Here is an 18243-nt window from a genome sequence, read left to right as displayed (position 1 = left end):
AGGCCCGTTCTGTCCACTTCCTTCAGGAGCAACCCGCGGTCATGCAAGCGTTCCCCTCAAAACATTCGGCCCTGCGCCAAGCCATCGGTGCCGCCCTGCTGGGAGCCTGCCTGGCAAGCGCCCTGCCCGGTGCAGCCCTCGCCCAGGAGCCGGCCCGCGACAGCCTGGCCCGCACCTGGACTATTGCCCCCGGCCCACTGGCTGGCGCACTGGACCAATTCGCCCGCCAGGCCAACATCAGCCTGTCTTATGACGCCAACAGCGTGGCCGGCAAAAACAGCGCAGGCCTGACGGGCACGCTCGACAACCAGCAAGCCCTCGGCCACCTGCTCCAGGGCCAGGGCCTGCAAGCCCAGCGCCAGGGCGATAACACCTGGCTGCTGCTGCCAGCAGTGGGCGAAACCGCCGCACTGAACCTTGGCGCCACCACCATCACCGGCGAGCGCCTGGGCGCCACCACCGAGGGCAGCGGCTCCTACACCACCGGCGCGGTGACCATCGGCAAGGGCCAACACAGCCTGCGACACACCCCGCAATCGGTGAGTGTGATGACCCGCAAGTTGATGGATGACCAGAACATCAACACCATCGACGAACTGCTGGAGCGCACGCCGGGGATCACCACCTACGAATCGCCCATGGGCGGCAAGTACTTCTACTCCCGGGGTTTCAAGATGCTCGGGCAGTACCAGTACGATGGCGTGCCGCTGGACATGGGCAAAGACTACGTCCAGGCCGACAGTTTCAGCGCGAACATGGCGCTGTATGACCGGGTGGAGGTGCTCAAGGGTGCCGCCGGCATGCTCAAGGGCGCCGGCACCGCCAGCGGTGCAGTGAACTTTGTGCGCAAGCGGCCCCAGGACAAACCCACCACCAGCCTCGCGCTGTCAGCCGGCACCTGGGATAACTACCGCGCCGAAGTCGATACCGGCGGCCCGCTGAACGATAGCGGCACGGTGCGTGGCCGGGCGGTGGTCAGCCAGCAGAAGCGTGGTTCATACATGGATATCGCCAAGCGCCAGGACCAGGCCTTCTATACCGCCCTGGATATCGACGTAACCCCCGACACCACCCTGGGTCTGGGCGCCAGCTACGAAGACATCGACGCCACCCCCTGCTGGGGCGGCGTCCCACGCTACAGCGATGGCAAGAGCATCGGCCTGAGCCGCTCCACCTGCCTGGGCCAGTCCTGGAACGACTGGCAAAGCCGGCGCACCACGCTGTTCGCCGACCTGACCCACGCCCTCAATGACGACTGGAAACTCAAGGTCAGTGCCGTCCACAGCCGTAACCTGCAAGACATCAAATACGCCGCCAGCGAAGGCACCGTGGCCTATGGCGACCCGGCCCCCACGGCCACCAGCTACGCCGCGCTGTTTGACTACGACCACAAGGACTATGGCCTGGACGCCTACATCGACGGCAAGTTCGAAGCCTTTGGCCTGGAGCATGAACTGATCCTCGGCGCCAACGGCAGCCGTGGCAGCCAGGACGATGTGTACGCGATCCGTAACCTGCCCCAGCGCCAGACCACCTACCAGCCCAACCATCACTTCCCGGAGCCGGGCGACGACACGTTCTGGCCAAACATGTACCGCGGCGGCACGGTCAAGGAAACCGCCACCCAATACGGCACCTATGCCACCCTGCGCCTGCGTCTGGCCGAACCATTGCTGCTCGTTGTCGGCAGCCGCGTCAGTTGGTTCGAAAACCGCCGCCAATCCAACAACCTGGCGTGGGGCGAGTGGAGTGTGCAGGATGCGCGTACCAAGGAAACCGGCGAAGTCACGCCCTTTGCCGCACTGATCTATGACCTCAACGACCACCTCTCGGTCTACACCAGCTACGCGGATATCTTCCAGCCGCAAAGCGCCTACGCCACCGTCAGCGGCGCAGCCCTGAAGCCCAAGATCGGCGAGAACTACGAGCTGGGGATCAAGGGCGAATGGTTCGGCGGGCGCCTCAACAGCTCCCTGGCGCTGTTTCGTGCCATCGAGAAAAACGCCGCTGAAACCGACTACATTGCCCATTGCGGCACTTCCGCCGATGGCTTCTGCTACACCGACACCGGCAAGGTCCGCGCCCAGGGGGTCGAGGCCCAGATCAGTGGCGAACTGCTGGAACGCCTGCAAGTCTTCGGCGGCTATACCTACACCCAGACCAAGAACCTCAACAACATCGACCGCCAGGCCGAGGGCAAGGCCTCCACCAGCTACGTGCCGCGGCATATGTTCCGGTTGTGGGGCGACTACCAACTGGACGGTGCCCTATCGAAATGGACAGTGGGCGGCGGCGTCAATGCCCAAAGCAGCAACTACCGGCTCCAGACCATCAAGCTGGAACAGCCCGGCTATGCCTTGTGGAGCGCGCGCCTGGCGTATCAGCTCGACACCACCTGGAGCGTGGCGTTGAACGGCAACAACCTGTTCGACAAACATTACTACCAGACCGTCGGGACCGCCTCCTGGGGTAATTTCTACGGTGAACCGCGTAATTTCACCGTGAGCCTCAAGGGCGACTTCTGACCCCCTCTCCCCTGTAGGAACCGGCTTGCCGGCTCCTACCCCCGTCAAAAAAGGTTTCCTGCCCGCCAGGATAATTCGCGTTTTTGTTTCTACACTCCAAAAAGCCATCACTTATTCTCGATAAATCTGAGAATATCGGTAAAACATGTCAACAAACCGTCATTTCAAGAGTATCTTATGATACAAGACGGCGACCACCTTGATAAAAGTCAAAACCTTGACGACAAAATCAAAAGGAGCCATCATTTAGGCATTATCGAGCAAAAATACCTGCGAACAGACAGGTAATTGCACGTTATCCAGCGAAAGCAGTCGTTCGCCTTGCGCCGCTTATAAGCAACTGCCTTATGGATGAGCAGACGAACAGGGAAGTCCTGGTGGTGTATTGAGGGATGATTTATGCGTGAGAAGTCGTCAGTCGACAGCCTGTTTCTGACTCGTACCGGCTTTGTTGAGTTTTTTGTTGTTTTCGTCAAATTGCTCCACGGTCTGACGGCCGTTCTGCCGGCGATGATCCTGTTGTTCTACCCGGACCCGGTCGCCCAGGACATGCGCAACCACTACCTTGGCCTGCTGCTGTTTTTTGCGATCCTGACCATTATTCTGTTCCAGGCCCTGGGGGTGTACTCCGAGGACCTGTTCAGCAATCGCCTGCGTTTTCGCGTCATGTTGGTCGCCTGGATCTCGGCGTTTTGCATCCTGCTGTTCATGTACCAGATCCTGCAGTTGTTCCCGCAGTTGAGCCCACGCAACCTGATGTTCTGGTTCACCCTGAGCCTGATGCTGTTTGGCGTGGAACGGATCCTGATGCTGCGCCTGTACCGCAACCTGATGAAGAACGGCAAGTTCCTGCAGCGCACGGTGATCCTCGGCTTTACCGACACTGCCATCCATGTGGCCGAACACCTGTCGCGCAACAGTGATATCCGCTCCGGCCTGATCGGTTTTATCGACGACCGCACCGAACGCATCCCCAAGGAACTGAGCAACCTGCCGTTGCTGGGCAATACCCGTGACCTGGAAAAACTGATCAGGTCCGAACAGGTCAACCAAGTGATGATCACCCTGCCCTGGGCTGCCGAGCAGCGCATCAACGGGCTGGTCAAGCGCCTGCGGCAGATGTCGGTCAACGTCATGCTGGTGCCGGACATGGCCGCTTTGCGTTACGGCCACAACCGCATCACCGACGTCGGCGGCATCCTGATGTTCAACACCTCGCAACTGCCGCTGCGCGGCTGGTCGCCGTTTATCAAGCGCTGCGAGGACTTGCTGCTGGCCAGCGCCGGCCTGTTGCTGTTGTCGCCGATCATGCTGGTGACGGCCATTGCCATCAAACTCGACTCCAAGGGCCCGGTGCTGTTTCGCCAGAAGCGTTTTGGCTACAACGACAACCTGATCCACGTGTTCAAGTTCCGCTCCATGTACGTCGACCAGACGGACATCAATGCCGAATGCCAGACCACCCGCCTCGACCCGCGTATCACCCGGGTCGGGCGAGTCATTCGCAAGACCAGCATCGACGAACTGCCCCAGCTGTTCAACGTACTCCTGGGCAACATGTCGATGGTCGGCCCGCGCCCCCATGCCACGGCCACCAAGGCCGCCGGGATTCCTTTCGAGGAAGCCGTCAACGAGTACAGCTCGCGGCACCGGGTCAAGCCGGGCATCACCGGCTGGGCCCAGATCAATGGCTACCGGGGTGAAACCGACACCCTGTTCAAGATCCAGAAACGGGTCGAATACGATCTGGAATACATCGCCAAATGGTCGGTGTGGTTTGACCTGTACATCGTTTTCATGACGGTCCCGGCCGTCCTTTCCACCAAGGAAGTCTATTGATGAACACCCTCAACGGATTGATTCCCTGCATCATCTCCGGTGGCTCGGGCACGCGGCTGTGGCCGGTTTCGCGGCAGAACATGCCCAAGCCGTTCATGCGCATGCGCGACGACCAGAGCCTGTTGCAGAAAACGTTCCTGCGCGCCAGCCACTTGCCGGGGGTCGACAGCGTGTTGACCGTGACCAACCGCGACCTGCTGTTTCGTACCCTCGACGATTACCGCGCGGTCAACACGGCCCAATTGGGCCTGGATCTGCTGCTCGAACCGTTCGGCCGCAACACGGCTGCGGCCATCGCGGTCGCGGCCCTGCACGTGCAAGAGTTTTTCGGCGGTGATGCGCAGTTGCTGGTGATGCCTGCCGACCACCTGATCCTCGACGAAAACGCCTTCGCCAAGGCCGTGGCCCAGGCCCGCGAATTGGCCGAAGCGGGTTACCTGGTGACCTTCGGCATCCAGCCCGACCGCCCCGAGACCGGCTTTGGCTATATCGAACAAGGCGCCGCCCTGGCCCAAGGTTTTTGCGTGCAGCGTTTCGTCGAAAAACCTGACCTGGCCACCGCCCAAGGCTACCTGGACGGCGGCAAGCACCTGTGGAATGCCGGGATGTTCTGCTTCAAGGCCGCCACCCTGCTCCAAGAGCTGGCGTCCCATGCGCCGGCCGTGCTGGACGCGGCCAAGGCCGCTCTGGAGCACAGCACCAGCCTGCAAAACAGCAACAGCCGCCAGCGCGAACTGAACCCGCAAGGCTTTGGCACCGCACCAGACATCTCCATCGACGTGGCCCTGATGGAGAAATCCGCCCAGGTCGCCGTGGTGCCTTGTGACATTGGCTGGAGCGATATCGGCTCCTGGGAAGCCCTGCGCCAGTTGACCCCCAGCGACGACCACGGCAACCAGATCAATGGCGAAGCGATCCTGCACGACGTGCACAATTGCTATATCGATTCGCCCAAGCGCGTGCTGGGGGCCGTTGGGGTACGTGACCTGATCATCGTCGACACCCCCGACGCCCTGCTGATTGCCGACGCCAACCGCAGCCAGGACGTGCGCCATATCGTCGCCGAGCTCAAGCGCCAGAACCACCCGGCCTTCAGCCTGCACCGCACCGTCACCCGGCCCTGGGGCACCTACACGGTGCTGGAGGAAAGCACCCGCTTCAAGATCAAGCGCATCGTGGTCAAGCCCAAGGGCTCGCTGTCGTTGCAGATGCACCATCACCGCAGCGAACACTGGGTGGTGGTCAGCGGCGCGGCCATGATCACCAATGGCGAGCGCGAGATCCTGCTCAACATGAACGAGTCCACCTATATTCCTGCCGGGCACAAACACCGCCTGACCAACCCCGGCATCATCGACCTGGTGATGATCGAGGTGCAGAGCGGCGAGTACCTGGGTGAGGACGATATCGTGCGCTTCGACGACATCTACGGCCGTGCGCCCGCCAGCGAGCCCAACCCCTGATGCGTACCTCCCTGATCATTCCGACCCGCAACGCCGCCAGCCACCTCGACCGGCTGCTGCCGGCGCTGCGCATGCAGACCCTGCAACCCGACGAAATGCTGGTGGTCGACAGCGCGTCGAGCGATGACACGGTGGCGCGCTTTCGCGAGTTCGGCGCGCGGGTCGAAGTGATCGATGCCCGCGACTTCAACCACGGCGGCACCCGGCGCCGGGCCAGCGAGCAAGTGAGCGGCGACGCCCTGATCGTAATGACCCAGGACGCGATCCCAGCCGAACCCGAGAGCTTCGCCAACCTGCTCGCAGAGCTGCAACTGGACCCACTCAACGGCGTCGCCTATGGCCGGCAACTGCCACACCCTGGCGCAGGTGTGCTGGGTGCGCAGTCGCGACACTTCAACTACCCGGCGCACAGCCGCCGCAAAAGCCTGGCCGATGCACCGCAGTTGGGGATCAAGACCTGCTTCAGCTCCGACTCGTTTTCCATGTACCGGCGCAGCGCCCTGCAGGCCGTGGGCGGGTTCCCGGCCGATGTGATCGGCAGCGAGGACGCCTACGTCGCCGCACGCCTGCTGCTGGCCGGCTGGAAGGTGCAGTACGCCGCCAGCGCCCGGGTGTACCACTCCCACGATTACCGACTCATGGATGAATTTCACCGCTACTTCGACATTGGTGTGTTCTATGGCCGCGAGCCGTGGATCCGCCAGGCATTCGGCGACGCCGGCGGTGAAGGTAAACGCTATGTACTGGCCGAACTACGTGCCTTGCGCGAGGCCAACGCCTTGCACCGCGCGCCCGAAGTGCTGGTGCGCAGTGCCTTTAAATTGCTGGGCTATCGCCTCGGCCACCTTGAACGCTACCTGCCCAAATCGCTCAAGCAGCGCCTGGGCATGTTTTCCACCTACTGGACTTGAGCCGTCATGAAGACTACCAACCGACGTTCCCGTCTTACCCTGTTCAGCCTGTTGAGTGCCTCGATCTGGCTGGCTGGTTGTTCGACCCCCGCGCGGGTGCCGCTTCCTGATAACAACACGCTCAAGGCCGGCCACCAGGCGGCGCTGACCTTGGCCGACCTGCCGCCCCCGCAGGTGCTGATCCAGAGTGGCGACCTGTTGCGCATCGTGCGCGATGCCCAGGAACCCGCGGCGGCCGACGAAATGACGGTATTTGCCGTGCGGCCCGACGGTGTGATTTCGATCCCCAACATCGGCCGGATCAAGGCGGCCTTGCGCACGCCCGAAGACCTGGGCAAGGAAATCACCGACAAGTACAAGCGCATCTACCGTGAACCGGCAGTGACGGTGAACATCGCCAGCGCCCCGAGCAACAAGGTGTTTATCGGCGGTGCGGTACCTAACCCGGCGTTCTTCGACCTCGCGGGCAATGTCAGTGTGGAGCAGGCCCTGCTCAGCTCCGGGGGGGTACTGGCCTCGGCCGATGCTTCCAACGTGGCCTTGATGCGTACCGGCCCGGATGGCAAGTACAAGACCTACTTCATCAGTTTGAACAACATGCTGACCGACCCCAACCACCCACGGGTCGCTCTGCAGCGTGGCGACCTGATCTATGTGCCGCAGTCGGGCATCGGCGCCACGGTAGAAGCGGTGGATATGTACTTCACCCGCCTGTTCCCGATCAACAAGGGCATTGGCGTGGGCTTGAACTACGACCTCAACGACAGCGGCGTGAAGAACAGCGGCAACACCATCTACAACAACCCAGTCATCAACGCAGGCCAATGATTATGGACCAGGCTTCGTATCACTCGAACCGACTGTTCCCGTCTGGCGTACACCACATATTCAATGGAGTGATCCTGTGATCGAAATCCGCTCTCTACGCGACCTCTTGCGGCTGTTTTTCATTTTCCGCCGCGAATTCAAGCTGGCCGTGATCACCACGATTGTGGTGGCCGTGCTGGGTGCCTTCCTGTTGCCGGCTCGCTACGAGTCCGACGCACGCTTGCTGGTCAAGCCTGGGCGGGACAACACCACACTGCCGATCGAAGCCGCCAACCGCCAGACGCTGATTGCGCCAAGCACCCAGCACGACCCGATTGTGGATGAGGAGAAAATGCTCACCGGCCGGCCCATCGTGCATATCGTTGCCGAGCGCTACCTGGCAATGACCTCCGAGCCGCCACAGGGCTTCTGGAAAGTCACCAAGTTCTACGTCAAGAAAGCCGCCGGGGAAGTGCTGGATGTGGTGCGCAGCGTCCTGCAATTCGTCGGCCTGGCCGAGAAACAAAGCCCGCTGGAACGCCTGGCGACCAAGCTGGAGAAGAATTTCGAGGCCGGCCACGAACCGGGCTCCTCGGTGATCGAGATTTCCTTCACCTGGGACGACCCGGTCATCGCGCAAAAGGTCGTCGAGACCTGGGTCAATGCCTACCTCGAAGAGCGTGCGCGGATTCTTGGGCGCAAGAGCCTGCATACCTTCTATGAAGCCGAGCGCACCAAGGTCGCCACCAACATCCAGGGGCTCAAGGATGAACTGCAGGGCCGCTTGAAGCAGATCGATTCGATCAGCGTGGATGCGCGCCTGAAAAACCTGACCAACCAGATCGATCGCGTCACCGACGCCAAGGTCAGCGCACAAAACCAGATCGCCGGGATCCGCAGCTTCCTGGCCAACGCCAGCCAGCAGATCAAGAGCCAGCCAGCGGAAGTGGTCACCGCCCGGGAAACCAGCCTCAACCCGACCCAGCTTGACCTCAAGCGCCAGCTCAATGCCCTGCAAGTGGAGCGCGCGCGCCTGCTGCGCACCTACCTGCCAGGCACGCCGCAGGTCAACCAGATCGAGCAGAACATCCGCGACATGGAAGCCCTCAGCGCCCAGGAAGCCACACGCCTGGAACGCTCGCAAAACACCGCGCCCAACAGCCTGGTGATCAACGTCAAGCAGCAGATCATCGACGCCCAGTTGCAAGAGCGCAAACTGGCCGGGGAAATCGAGAACTACGACAAGACCCTCGCCGAACTGCGCGCCCAGCGTGACCAGGCGATGACCGATGAGCCCGAGCTGAACAAGCTGACCCAGCAACTGCGCACCGCCGAGAAAAGCTACGCGCTGTACTCGGAAAACCTCGAACAGGCGCGCATCGACCACGAACTGGACAGCAGCCAGATCAGCAACATCGCCCTGATCGAGCACGCCACCCTCAACCCGGCGCGCGTGTTTCCCAAGAGCCTGCTGATTCTGCTGTTCACCATTCCGGCCGGCCTGGCCGTCGGTTTGCTGACCATCTACGTGCTGTACCTGCTGGACCAGCGCATCCACGATGGTGCGCGGTTGCAGGAAGTGTTTGGCGTACCGCTGTGGAGCAGCATCCCCGATGTGCAGCATGCGACGCCGGCGGCCCTCACCGCCAGCATCTATCGCTTGTACAGCCTGCTGCCCGCCGAGCGCATCGCCAGCGACGGCTTTGCCCTGGGCCTGACCTCGGCACGGCATGGCGAAGGCGTGAGCTTTATCATCGAGCAGCTCAAGCGCCTGCTCGAAGAGCGCGGGCATCGGGTCACGGTCAATGGCACGCAAGCGGCGCAGCCGGGTGAAGTACTGCTGCTGGACGCCTCTGCCCTGTCGTCCAACCCGCAGGCATTCCTCACCCTGCGCCGCGCCGACCAGATTGTGCTGGTGATCGAAGCCCGCACCAGCACCGTCCCCACCATCGAGAACGCCCTGTCGTTGCTGACCACCGCGTTCGGCAAAGTCGATGGGATGATCCTCAACCGCCGCCGTTTTGAAGTGCCGGCCAATGTCCTGGCGCGGATCAACAGCTGGCGCGGTGCGGCCTGATGCGCATTGCGCTGCTGGCGCCACTGCCGCCGGAGCAGACCGGGATCGCCGACTACGCTGCGCACTTGCGCAGCGCGTTGCGCGAACGGGGCCTGGAGGTGCTGACGCCGCTGGAAGGTTGCCTGGACCTGGCAGAACAGATGGGCCGCCTGCAAGCCTTTGACTGGCGCGGCGTGGACCTGGTCCATGCCGAGCTGGGCGGTGGGCGCTTCGCCGAATTCCAGGCCCTGGATTACTTGCGCCGGACCCAGCCGCAATTGCCGCTGACCGCTACCGTACACGACCCGGAACGCCTGATCTGGCGCCGGGCCAGGCTGTTTTTCCCGCTGACCCTGCTCGAACGCCTGCCCCACCCGCTGCCCCAGGCGGCGGCGCTGCTGGCCGATCCATTGACCCTTTACGAAGAACGGCGCCTGGCCAAAAGCATGCGCCGCCTGATCACCCTCACCCGCCTGGGTGGCGATTGCCTGCGCCAGCGCATGGGCCTCAATCCCGGGCAAGTGGCCGTGATTGCCCACGGCAACCTGCCCATCGCCCCCGTGGCCCTGCCGCCGTTGCAACCGTTGCGCCTGCTGTACTTCGGCTTTATCTACCGGGGCAAGGGCATCGAAGACCTGTTGCAGGCCCTGGCCCGCTCCCTGGCCGCCCACCCGCAATGCCGTGGCCAGGTGCGCCTGACCCTCGCCGGTGGCACCGCGCCGGAAATGACCTTCGATCCGGCCGGCAATTACCTCGACGGCCTGCGCCAACTGATCGCCACCCTGCAACTGGGCGACGTGGTGGACTGGCACCTGGACCTGCCCTCGGCCGATATCCCGCACACCATCCAGGCGCACCATGTGATGGTGCTGCCGTACCGTGAATCCAAGAAGCTCGGTTTCCTGGGACAGATGCGCGGCACCAGTGGCGCGCTGTCCTGGGCCAACGCCTGCGGGCGCGGGGTGATTACCTCCAATGCCCGGGCCTTTGCCGAAGAGGTTGCCGCTGGCAATGGCATCACCTATCAACAGGGCGATATCGCCTCGTTGAGCGATGCATTGAACCGCCTGATCCTCGACCCGCAACAGGCCCGCCAGTGGGCCGACCACGCTGCCGACATCGGCCGGCAGCGCCAGTGGTCCAGCACAGCCCAACGCTTTGCCGAGTTGTTCCAGGCCGCAGTCAAGGAGCCTTTGTGATGAACACCCCCGCTACTCGCCGAATATGGCGCTACCTGCCGTTGGTTGTTGCCCTGGCCGTGGGCGGCGCACTGCTGCTCAGTGAAAAGGTCGACGCAGAGCCGGTCAACCTGGCGCCCCAGCGCACCGTGGTCTGGCGCGAGTTTTTGGGGGTGAACGCGCACTTTCTGTGGTTCAAGCCCGAGCAATACCAAAAGCAGATCCGCCAATACCAGAAACTGGGGCTGGACTGGGTGCGTGTCGACCTGCATTGGGACCGCCTGGAACCCAAGGAAGAAGACTATCAACTGAGCACCTTCGATGAACTGGACCGCACCCTGACCGCCGAGAAAATCCGCTCGGTGTTCTACCTGGTGGGCTCGGCGCCGTTTATCACCACCGCCCCCCGGGGCGCCCCATTCCAGGACCAGTACCGGCCCCGGGATGCCAACGTGTATGCCCTGCGCCTGGCGCTGTTGGCCAAGCGCTACCCGAACATCGACGCCTGGCAGGTGTGGAACGAACAGAACCTGCCGAACAATTGGCGCCCGCAGGTGAATGCCGAGGAATACGCGCGCTTGTTGCTGGCCAGTCACCAGGCCCTGAAGATCGCCGCCCCGGACAAGCTCCAGGTGATGGGCGGCATGGCCTACTACAGCCAGATGCCGCCGCGTGGCAAGACCCTGATGTTCGAAGCCCTCGGCAAAATGGGCGTACAAACCCTGGGCATGGTAGCGGCCTATCACCCCTACTCCATGACCCCGGAAACCGACGAACCGGGCAAAAATGAAGTGCTGCTGCGCGGCGACCAGCTCAATGCGGTGCTGCACGGCGCCGGGGTCAAGGATGTGTGGGCCACCGAGTGGGGCTGGTCCAGCTACAACGGGCCCAAGGAGATGCAAGACCTGATCGGCATCGACGGCCAGGCCGATTACACCTTGCGGCGCCTGGCGCTGATGGCATCCCAGGACTACCAGAAGATTTTCCTGTTTGCCCTGTCCGACCTGGATCAGCGCGCCTCCGTGCGTGACCAGCACTACGGCCTGCTGGACCTCAACGGCGAGCCCAAGCCGGTCTACAACGCCCTCGCCCGCTTCCTCGACATCACCGGCCCCAGCCTCAAGCCCGGTGCGACGCCGCTGCTCAAGGATGTACCGAACACCCTGTACAGCGTGGCCTGGACCCGCGACGACGGCAAACGCCTGTTGATGTACTGGAGCGCCGAAGGCACCCGCATCACCTTGCCCGAGATCAAGAGCGCCGAGCTGTTGGACCCGCTGACCGGCGACAAACAAACCCTGAACGACGCCAACGGCATTCGCCCCGTGGTGAAACCGTCGTTGCAGATATTGGTGTGGTAGCACGCCCAGGCATGGAGAGCTGCACGTGAGAATCCTGTGGATTGTGCCCTATCTGCCGTGGCCGATGACCAGCGGCGGCAAGACCCGGCAGTACCATTTGCTGCGCACCTTGAGTGAGCGCGGGCATCGCATCACCTTGCTGGTGCAATCGAAGACACCAGCCGATGCCGCCGTGCACGCGGCCCTTGAGCCCTTGCTCGAACGCCTGATCGTGGCACCGCGCCGGCCCCTGAAGCATCCCATGACCCTGCTCGCCGGGGTGTTTGCGCCGTGGCCGCTGCTGACCACGGTCAACGGCCTGTCGCCGGGGTTGCAGGCGCGCTTTAGCGAACTGCTGGAGGAAACCTGGGATGTGATCCAGGTCGAGCACAGCTATAGCCTGCAACCGTACCTCAATATTTTGCAGCAGCAATCGCGGGATTTCGTGCTCACCGAACATAACCTGGAATCGAGCCTGGGCGGCGCCACCTATGACCGCTTCCCGAAATGGGCCGCACCGTTCGTGCGCTACGACCAGTGGCGCTGCCGGCAGTGGGAACGCAAGGCGTTTGATGCAGCGTGCCATGTGGTGGCCGTGACCCAGGCCGATGCCCAGGCCATCGGCCAACTGACCGCCACACCGGTAAGCGTGGTGGTCAATGGCGTTGATAGCCGTGCATTCAGCGAGGTCCGCGCCGATGCACAGAGCCAGCGCCTGTTGTTTGTCGGCAACTACGAGTACGCGCCCAACCTTGATGCGGTGCAGTGGCTGCTCGACGACATCTTCCCCAGGGTCTGGTTGCAGTGCCCCGGCGCGCGCCTGGCGGTGGCGGGCTTTGGCTTGCCTGAACCCTGGCGCGAGCGCTGGCCGGACGAGCGTATTGAATGGCAGGGTTTTGTCCCCGACCTGACCGCCTTGCAGCGCCGCTGCGCAGGTTTTGTCGCCGCGCTGCGCCATGGGGGTGGCTCCAAACTCAAAGTGCTGGAAGCGATGGCCGCCGGCCTGCCGCTGGTGAGCACCGCCCAGGGCGTGTCCGGGCTGGCGGTTGAGGCGCAGGTGCACTATCTGGCCGGGGAAAGCAGCGCGGCCCTGGCCGATGCCATCGTGCGCCTGCTGGACGAACCGACGCAGGCCAGGCAACTGGCGGATGCCGCGCGGGACTACGCGCGCAACTATCACGACTGGGCGGTGGCCGGTAACGAACTGGAGCAGATCTACCGCACCTTGCCCCCCCATCAGGAGCCCCAAGCATGCGCGTAGCCCTGGATTATCGCCCCGCCACGGTCGCGCCTTCGTCGGGCATTGCCCGTCAGGTCCTGGCCCTGGAGCAGGCCTTGCGCGCCCGGGATGACACTGACGTGGTGCTGTTGAGCGAGGCGCCACTGGATCCCCCCCAGCGCGAAACGGCGGTTTGCCCGGCCTGGGCCAGCCCACTGGAAGGCCTGCAACGCCCCCAGGTACGGCTGCGTTTCGAACGTGGCTTCCTGCCCCGGGCGATCCACGAACAGCGGATCGAGCTGTACATCGCCACGGCCAATATGGGCTTGCCCCTGTGCCGCAAACCCGCGGGCACCCGCTATGTGCTGGTGCTGCACGATCTGTTTCAACTGACCCAGCGCAACTTCCATCGCTCCAGGCTCAAGGCCCTGGCCTATCGCCTGATTGATGGCGCGTCGATTGCCTGGTCGGTGTGGCAGGCGGACCGGGTGTGGTGCCCGTCGCAGTTTTCGTGCGATGAAGCCGCGCGCCTGTTCCCCTGGGCGCGGGCCAAGTTCCGGGTGTTGAATAACCTGGTGCCGGCGTTCACCGCGGCGCCCGAGCCGCTGCCCGCAGGCGTGCCGGCGCGCTATTGGCTGGTGGTGGGCACCCGTGAGCCACGCAAGAACATGGCGTTTTTTCTGGCGCAATGGCAAGCCAGCCGCGCCCTGGACCCGAACGTGCCAGACCTGGTGCTGGTGGGCCACGCCAGCGATGTGCCGGCGACCCTCGGCGAGTTGCCCGGCCTGCATTGGCACAGCGGGTTATCCGACGGCCAGCTGCAGGCGCTCTACCGGCATGCCGCATACCTGTGGCAGCCTTCCTATGCCGAAGGGTTTGGCTTGCCGGTAGTGGAGGCACTGAGTGTCGGCACGCCAGTCGCGGTCGCCCGTGGTTCGGCCCTGGATGAAGTGGCGCCCCCCACGGCGCCGCGCTTTGCCCCCCGCGACGCCGGGCAACTGCATGCATTGATGCTGTCACTGGCGGCACCTGGGGCCACGGTCGACCCCGAACTGCAACGCACGTGGGCCCGGCAATTTGCCGAACCGGCCTATCGCCTGCACCTGGATAAACTGCTCAAGGAATTGAACCGCTAATGCTGCCAGGAAAACTCGTTAGTCTGCTCCTGGGCCTGGTCTTCGGTGGCTTGCTGCTGGCATTGCCGCCGATGAAGGTCTTTATGATCGTCGTCGGCCTGGGCGTGGCGCTGACCCTGATCCGCAAACCGTTGTGGGGCTTGCTGATCTTTGCGGTCCTGGCCACCAGCATTCCCTATACCACCTTGCAGTTGGGGATCCGCACCACCATCAGCGAGGCGGTGCTGGGGCTGACCTGGGCCGGGGTGTTCTGGCAATCGTTTATTGGCAAGACCCGTGGCTTCATGGTCTGGCGCCCCACCGAACGGGCGCTGATGTGGCTGATGCTGTTCAGCACCATTCCGTTTATCTGGGGCATGATCATCATCCACGCCGAAGGCAACGGGCCGGTGAACTGGGTGCGCTGGCTGATGAACCTGTCGCTGCTGTTTATCGTGCCGCTGCTGCTGCGCACCGATGCCGACCGTGACAAAGTGGTGGTCGCCCTGCTGCTGGGCAACCTGGCGATGCTGTCACTGTCGATCTTCATGTTCCTCAAGACGCGCAACGCGATGTCAATGATCGACATCCTCACCGACCTCAAATACGCCCACCCTGAGGCGGTGAAAGATATCTTCTCGGCCAACTACAAGCGCATGGCCTCGCCCTGGGTCCACCCGAACCTGACCGGTGGCGTGCTGGTGCTGTTTATCCCGCTGGCGCTGTTCTATGGCTGGACCCGCACCGGCTGGCGTCGCGCCCTGGGCCTGGCAGTGGCGGTGCTCGGGTGCGCCGGCCTGCTGCTGAGTATCTCCCGCGGCGCGATTGTGGCCCTGGCACTGATCCTGATCTGGCTCACCTACAAGCGCGTGCCCCACAGCGGGCGGATCATTGGCATCGGCGTGGCGTTTGTGATTGCCCTGGTGATGTTCTACCCACCGTTGCAGGACCGTTTGATGACGATGTTCTCGACCAGCAACGCCAGTACCGAGATCCGCTTCGACGAGTACGCCAGGTTCCCTGATGCGATGAGCAGGTACCCACTGGGGATCGGCTTCAAGATCGACCCGCCGGTGCCGGGCACTAACCTGCTGGGGATTTCCAACCTGTGGCTCAACTTCATCTACAAGGTCGGCCTTCCGGGAATGTTGCTGTTTATCGCCGTCACCGTGTTGTGGTGGCGTGAAGTGCGGCCGCTGGGATCGGTGCGCAAAGTCACCGCCGACAACGCCCTGTGGCTGGGCAGCGTGTGCGGTGTGCTGGCGGCGCTGCTGACCGGGATTTTCGACCACTACTTCAGCTTTACCTTTGTATTGATCGCGCTGTTTTGGCTGTTGATGGGCATCAGCCTGCAACAGGTACGCCTGAGCCCGATCATTACCGCTCCTGTTTCCGTGCCAAAGGATGACCGACCATGAAACATCGCACTATTCACTCTACCGACCTGCGTGACCGTCTGCCCGCCCTGGCCAGCGAGCTGGGGGTCAGCCTGCAAGACCTGCAAGAAGGCCTGGACTGGTGCCTGGCCAACGAGGTGGTTTTTGAAGAGGGCGAAGGCGAGAACAAACGCTTCTGGATGACCTCCTTTGACGTGGAGCCGACCCTTGAACAGCCGGTGGCACGCCGCTTGTTCCATCGCATGAAACAGGATGTCCCGGCCCAGTTCCTGCCGATCTATGGCAAGAACTGGGCAACCCTCAAGGATCGCTGGCGCAGCGCCTGGGACATGGCCTACAACATCCTCATCAACAAGATCCCCAGCCACCACATTCGCATAGGCTGGCTGCGCCTGGGCGGCGCGAAGATCGGCAAGGGTTCCAGCCTGTGGCGCAACACTGAGGTGCTGGGCATCCACAACCTGAGAGTCGGCGACGACACCGTGATCGGCTGGCATTGCCAGGTGGATGCGCGCTCCGGCCTGATCATCGGCAACCATGTGGCGATTGCCTCCCATGTGCTGATCATCGCCGGCAGCCATGACTTGCAGGCGCCGGAGTTCTGGTCGATTTCCGGGGCGATTTACATCGACGACTACGTGTGGATCGGCAGCCGTGCGCTGATCGGTTTCGGTACCCATCTGTGCGAAGGCTCGGTGGTGAGCGCCAATACCGTGGTGGCCAAAACCGTCGCACCGTACAAAATTGTCGGCGGCACCGGGGCCAAAGTCATGGGCGAACGTGCTCGCGGGCTGAACTACAAGGTGGGTGGCAAGGGCCTGTTCACCCTGTTCCACTGATGTTTGGCAGCACCCTGTGGCTGACCCTGGCGACCCTTGCCGGGCTGGTGGCCGGCTTTGCCCGCGAATGGCTGCTGGTCGCGGCCTGGGGTGCGGGCAGCCGCAGCGACGGGTTCCTGGTGGCGGTATTTTTGCCCGAAGCGCTGCGCATGACCCTGGCCGCCGGGCTGCTTGCCGCCGCTGCCCTGCCCCTCTATCAACAACGTGATGCGCAGCGCCAGCAGGCCTGGCTGGCCAGCCTGTCGCCGCGCCTGCTCGGCGTGGGTCTGGCGCTGTTCGCCCTGCTGGCCCTCGGCGCGCCCTTGTGGGTACGGCTGATCGGCCCGGGGCTGGACGCCGCCGCCCACGACCAGGCTGCCGCCAACCTGCGCTGGCTGGCCGCCTGTGCGCCGGGGCTGGTGATGCACGGCCTGTTCAGCATTCCGTTGCAGGCGCGCCAGCGCTTTGTGCTGCCGGGGCTGGGTTCGTTGCTGTTCAACCTGCCGCCGGTGCTGTACCTGTTTATCCGTGGCACGGCCAGCGACAGCGCCGAGCTGGCGATGTGTTTTTTTGCCGGCAGCGTGTTGATGTGTCTGCCGCTGCTGGCGCCGGTCTGGTCGTTCGGCTGGCGCCCCTGGCAAGTCAAGGGCGATGCCCTGGCCGGCCGCGAACTGCTGGGGCGTATCGGTCCGCTGTTGGCGAGCAACGTCGCCAGCCAGGGCCTGGCCTTGCTCGAACGGTTGATCGCCAGCTACCTGGGCGAAGGCGCGGTGACCTGGGTCAACCTGGCGCGCAAGCTGATCAACCTGCCGCTGATTGCCCTGATGAGCCTCAACCAGGTGCTGCTGGGGATGATGAGCGGCGAACAGGGCCAACAACGCCTGGCGCTGCTGCGCCGAGGCCTGGACGCCGCGACTCTGCTGAGTCTGCCTGCAGCCCTCGGCCTGATTGGCGCCAGCCCGGTGCTGATTCACCTGCTGATGCCCGCACAAAGCGCCGACGGCCCGCTGCCCGCCCTCCTCGCCTGGTTCGCCACACCACTGGTGTTCGGCGCGTGGAACGCCATGCTCGCCCGCTATGCCTACGCCAGCGGCGACACGCGCCTGCCACTCAAGTGCGAACTGCTGGGCAGCCTGGTCAATGCCGGCCTGCTGGTATTGCTGCCGTACGTGTTCGGCCTGCCGGGCATTGCCTTGGCGGCCTTGGGAGGGGTGATCGTCACCAACCTGCTGCTGATGCAACGCCAACAGCTGCTCGGGCAACTGGGCTGGCCGTTGCAGTGGGGGCTGAGTGTGGTGTTGCTGGGAGTCTCCGCGCTCGTACTGCACCCGCTGCATAACGATGGCTGGCAGTTGGGGCTGACTACCTTGGCGGGCATCGTGGTGTTGGCAGGGCTGGGGCTGTGGTTCAAGCCTTGGAAGGCCTGAACTGCGAAAGCAAAGGCACAGCAAAAGCCAGCGCGCACCTGCTGTTTGTAGAAACTGGCTTGCCGGCGATGGCGGTGTGTCAGCCGCCTGAAACAGCGACTGAACCACCGCTATCGCGGGCAAGCCCGCTCCCACTGGGGATCGCTGT

At 63.4% G+C, this 18243-nt stretch carries 13 protein-coding genes; all 13 read left to right on the top strand.

The window, feature by feature from the left end; translation table 11 throughout:
• Positions 1–41: 41 nt before the first annotated feature.
• Complete coding sequence (locus HZ99_RS00130; protein WP_038440380.1) at positions 42–2525, top strand: TonB-dependent siderophore receptor; 2484 nt, start codon at positions 42–44, stop codon at positions 2523–2525.
• 399 nt (positions 2526–2924) lie between these two features.
• Complete coding sequence (locus HZ99_RS00125) at positions 2925–4364, top strand: undecaprenyl-phosphate glucose phosphotransferase (RefSeq protein ID WP_038440379.1); 1440 nt, start codon at positions 2925–2927, stop codon at positions 4362–4364.
• Complete coding sequence (locus HZ99_RS00120; RefSeq protein ID WP_038440378.1) at positions 4364–5827, top strand: mannose-1-phosphate guanylyltransferase/mannose-6-phosphate isomerase; 1464 nt, start codon at positions 4364–4366, stop codon at positions 5825–5827. Before HZ99_RS00125 ends, HZ99_RS00120 begins: the two co-directional genes overlap by 1 nt.
• Complete coding sequence (locus HZ99_RS00115; protein WP_038440377.1) at positions 5827–6738, top strand: glycosyltransferase family 2 protein; 912 nt, start codon at positions 5827–5829, stop codon at positions 6736–6738. The genes HZ99_RS00120 and HZ99_RS00115 overlap by 1 nt, the downstream gene beginning before the upstream one ends.
• A 6-nt stretch (positions 6739–6744) precedes the next feature.
• Positions 6745–7566 carry a polysaccharide biosynthesis/export family protein gene (locus HZ99_RS00110; protein WP_038440375.1) on the top strand — a complete coding sequence of 274 codons (822 nt, stop codon included), beginning with the start codon at positions 6745–6747 and terminating at the stop codon, positions 7564–7566.
• 76 nt (positions 7567–7642) lie between these two features.
• Complete coding sequence (locus HZ99_RS00105; protein ID WP_038440374.1) at positions 7643–9622, top strand: GumC family protein; 1980 nt, start codon at positions 7643–7645, stop codon at positions 9620–9622.
• Positions 9622–10800, top strand: a complete 1179-nt coding sequence (locus tag HZ99_RS00100) for a glycosyltransferase (RefSeq protein ID WP_038440373.1) — start codon at positions 9622–9624, stop codon at positions 10798–10800. Before HZ99_RS00105 ends, HZ99_RS00100 begins: the two co-directional genes overlap by 1 nt.
• Positions 10800–12140 (top strand): beta-xylosidase, encoded by a 1341-nt coding sequence (locus HZ99_RS00095; RefSeq protein WP_038440372.1) that lies wholly within the window; start codon positions 10800–10802, stop codon positions 12138–12140. The genes HZ99_RS00100 and HZ99_RS00095 overlap by 1 nt, the downstream gene beginning before the upstream one ends.
• A 25-nt stretch (positions 12141–12165) precedes the next feature.
• Positions 12166–13380 (top strand): glycosyltransferase family 4 protein, encoded by a 1215-nt coding sequence (locus HZ99_RS00090; RefSeq protein ID WP_038440371.1) that lies wholly within the window; start codon positions 12166–12168, stop codon positions 13378–13380.
• Positions 13371–14474, top strand: coding sequence for a glycosyltransferase family 4 protein (locus tag HZ99_RS00085; protein ID WP_038440370.1), 1104 nt, complete (start codon positions 13371–13373; stop codon positions 14472–14474). The genes HZ99_RS00090 and HZ99_RS00085 overlap by 10 nt, the downstream gene beginning before the upstream one ends.
• Positions 14474–15871 (top strand): O-antigen ligase family protein, encoded by a 1398-nt coding sequence (locus HZ99_RS00080; protein WP_038440369.1) that lies wholly within the window; start codon positions 14474–14476, stop codon positions 15869–15871. The genes HZ99_RS00085 and HZ99_RS00080 overlap by 1 nt, the downstream gene beginning before the upstream one ends.
• On the top strand, positions 15868–16689 hold the full coding sequence (locus HZ99_RS00075; RefSeq protein WP_038440367.1) for an acyltransferase: 822 nt from the start codon (positions 15868–15870) through the stop codon (positions 16687–16689). The genes HZ99_RS00080 and HZ99_RS00075 overlap by 4 nt, the downstream gene beginning before the upstream one ends.
• Entirely contained in the window at positions 16689–18095 is a 1407-nt protein-coding gene (locus HZ99_RS00070) for a lipid II flippase MurJ (protein ID WP_038440366.1), read from the top strand. Before HZ99_RS00075 ends, HZ99_RS00070 begins: the two co-directional genes overlap by 1 nt.
• The last annotated feature ends 148 nt before the right edge of the window (positions 18096–18243 follow it).

It is taken from the genome of Pseudomonas fluorescens, from assembly GCF_000730425.1.
Taxonomy (GTDB): domain Bacteria; phylum Pseudomonadota; class Gammaproteobacteria; order Pseudomonadales; family Pseudomonadaceae; genus Aquipseudomonas; species Aquipseudomonas fluorescens_X.
This window is presented reverse-complemented; position numbering and strand designations above follow the sequence as displayed.

Excerpts from the sequence above, each read along its gene's own strand:
- HZ99_RS00130 (WP_038440380.1), top strand. The coding sequence starts at position 42 with ATGCAAGCGTTCCCCTCAAAACATTCGGCCCTGCGCCAAGCCATCGGT.
- HZ99_RS00125 (WP_038440379.1), top strand. The coding sequence starts at position 2,925 with ATGCGTGAGAAGTCGTCAGTCGACAGCCTGTTTCTGACTCGTACCGGC.
- HZ99_RS00120 (WP_038440378.1), top strand. The coding sequence starts at position 4,364 with ATGAACACCCTCAACGGATTGATTCCCTGCATCATCTCCGGTGGCTCG.
- HZ99_RS00115 (WP_038440377.1), top strand. The coding sequence starts at position 5,827 with ATGCGTACCTCCCTGATCATTCCGACCCGCAACGCCGCCAGCCACCTC.
- HZ99_RS00110 (WP_038440375.1), top strand. The coding sequence starts at position 6,745 with ATGAAGACTACCAACCGACGTTCCCGTCTTACCCTGTTCAGCCTGTTG.
- HZ99_RS00100 (WP_038440373.1), top strand. The coding sequence starts at position 9,622 with ATGCGCATTGCGCTGCTGGCGCCACTGCCGCCGGAGCAGACCGGGATC.
- HZ99_RS00095 (WP_038440372.1), top strand. The coding sequence starts at position 10,800 with ATGAACACCCCCGCTACTCGCCGAATATGGCGCTACCTGCCGTTGGTT.
- HZ99_RS00085 (WP_038440370.1), top strand. The coding sequence starts at position 13,371 with ATGCGCGTAGCCCTGGATTATCGCCCCGCCACGGTCGCGCCTTCGTCG.
- HZ99_RS00080 (WP_038440369.1), top strand. The coding sequence starts at position 14,474 with ATGCTGCCAGGAAAACTCGTTAGTCTGCTCCTGGGCCTGGTCTTCGGT.
- HZ99_RS00075 (WP_038440367.1), top strand. The coding sequence starts at position 15,868 with ATGAAACATCGCACTATTCACTCTACCGACCTGCGTGACCGTCTGCCC.
- HZ99_RS00070 (WP_038440366.1), top strand. The coding sequence starts at position 16,689 with ATGTTTGGCAGCACCCTGTGGCTGACCCTGGCGACCCTTGCCGGGCTG.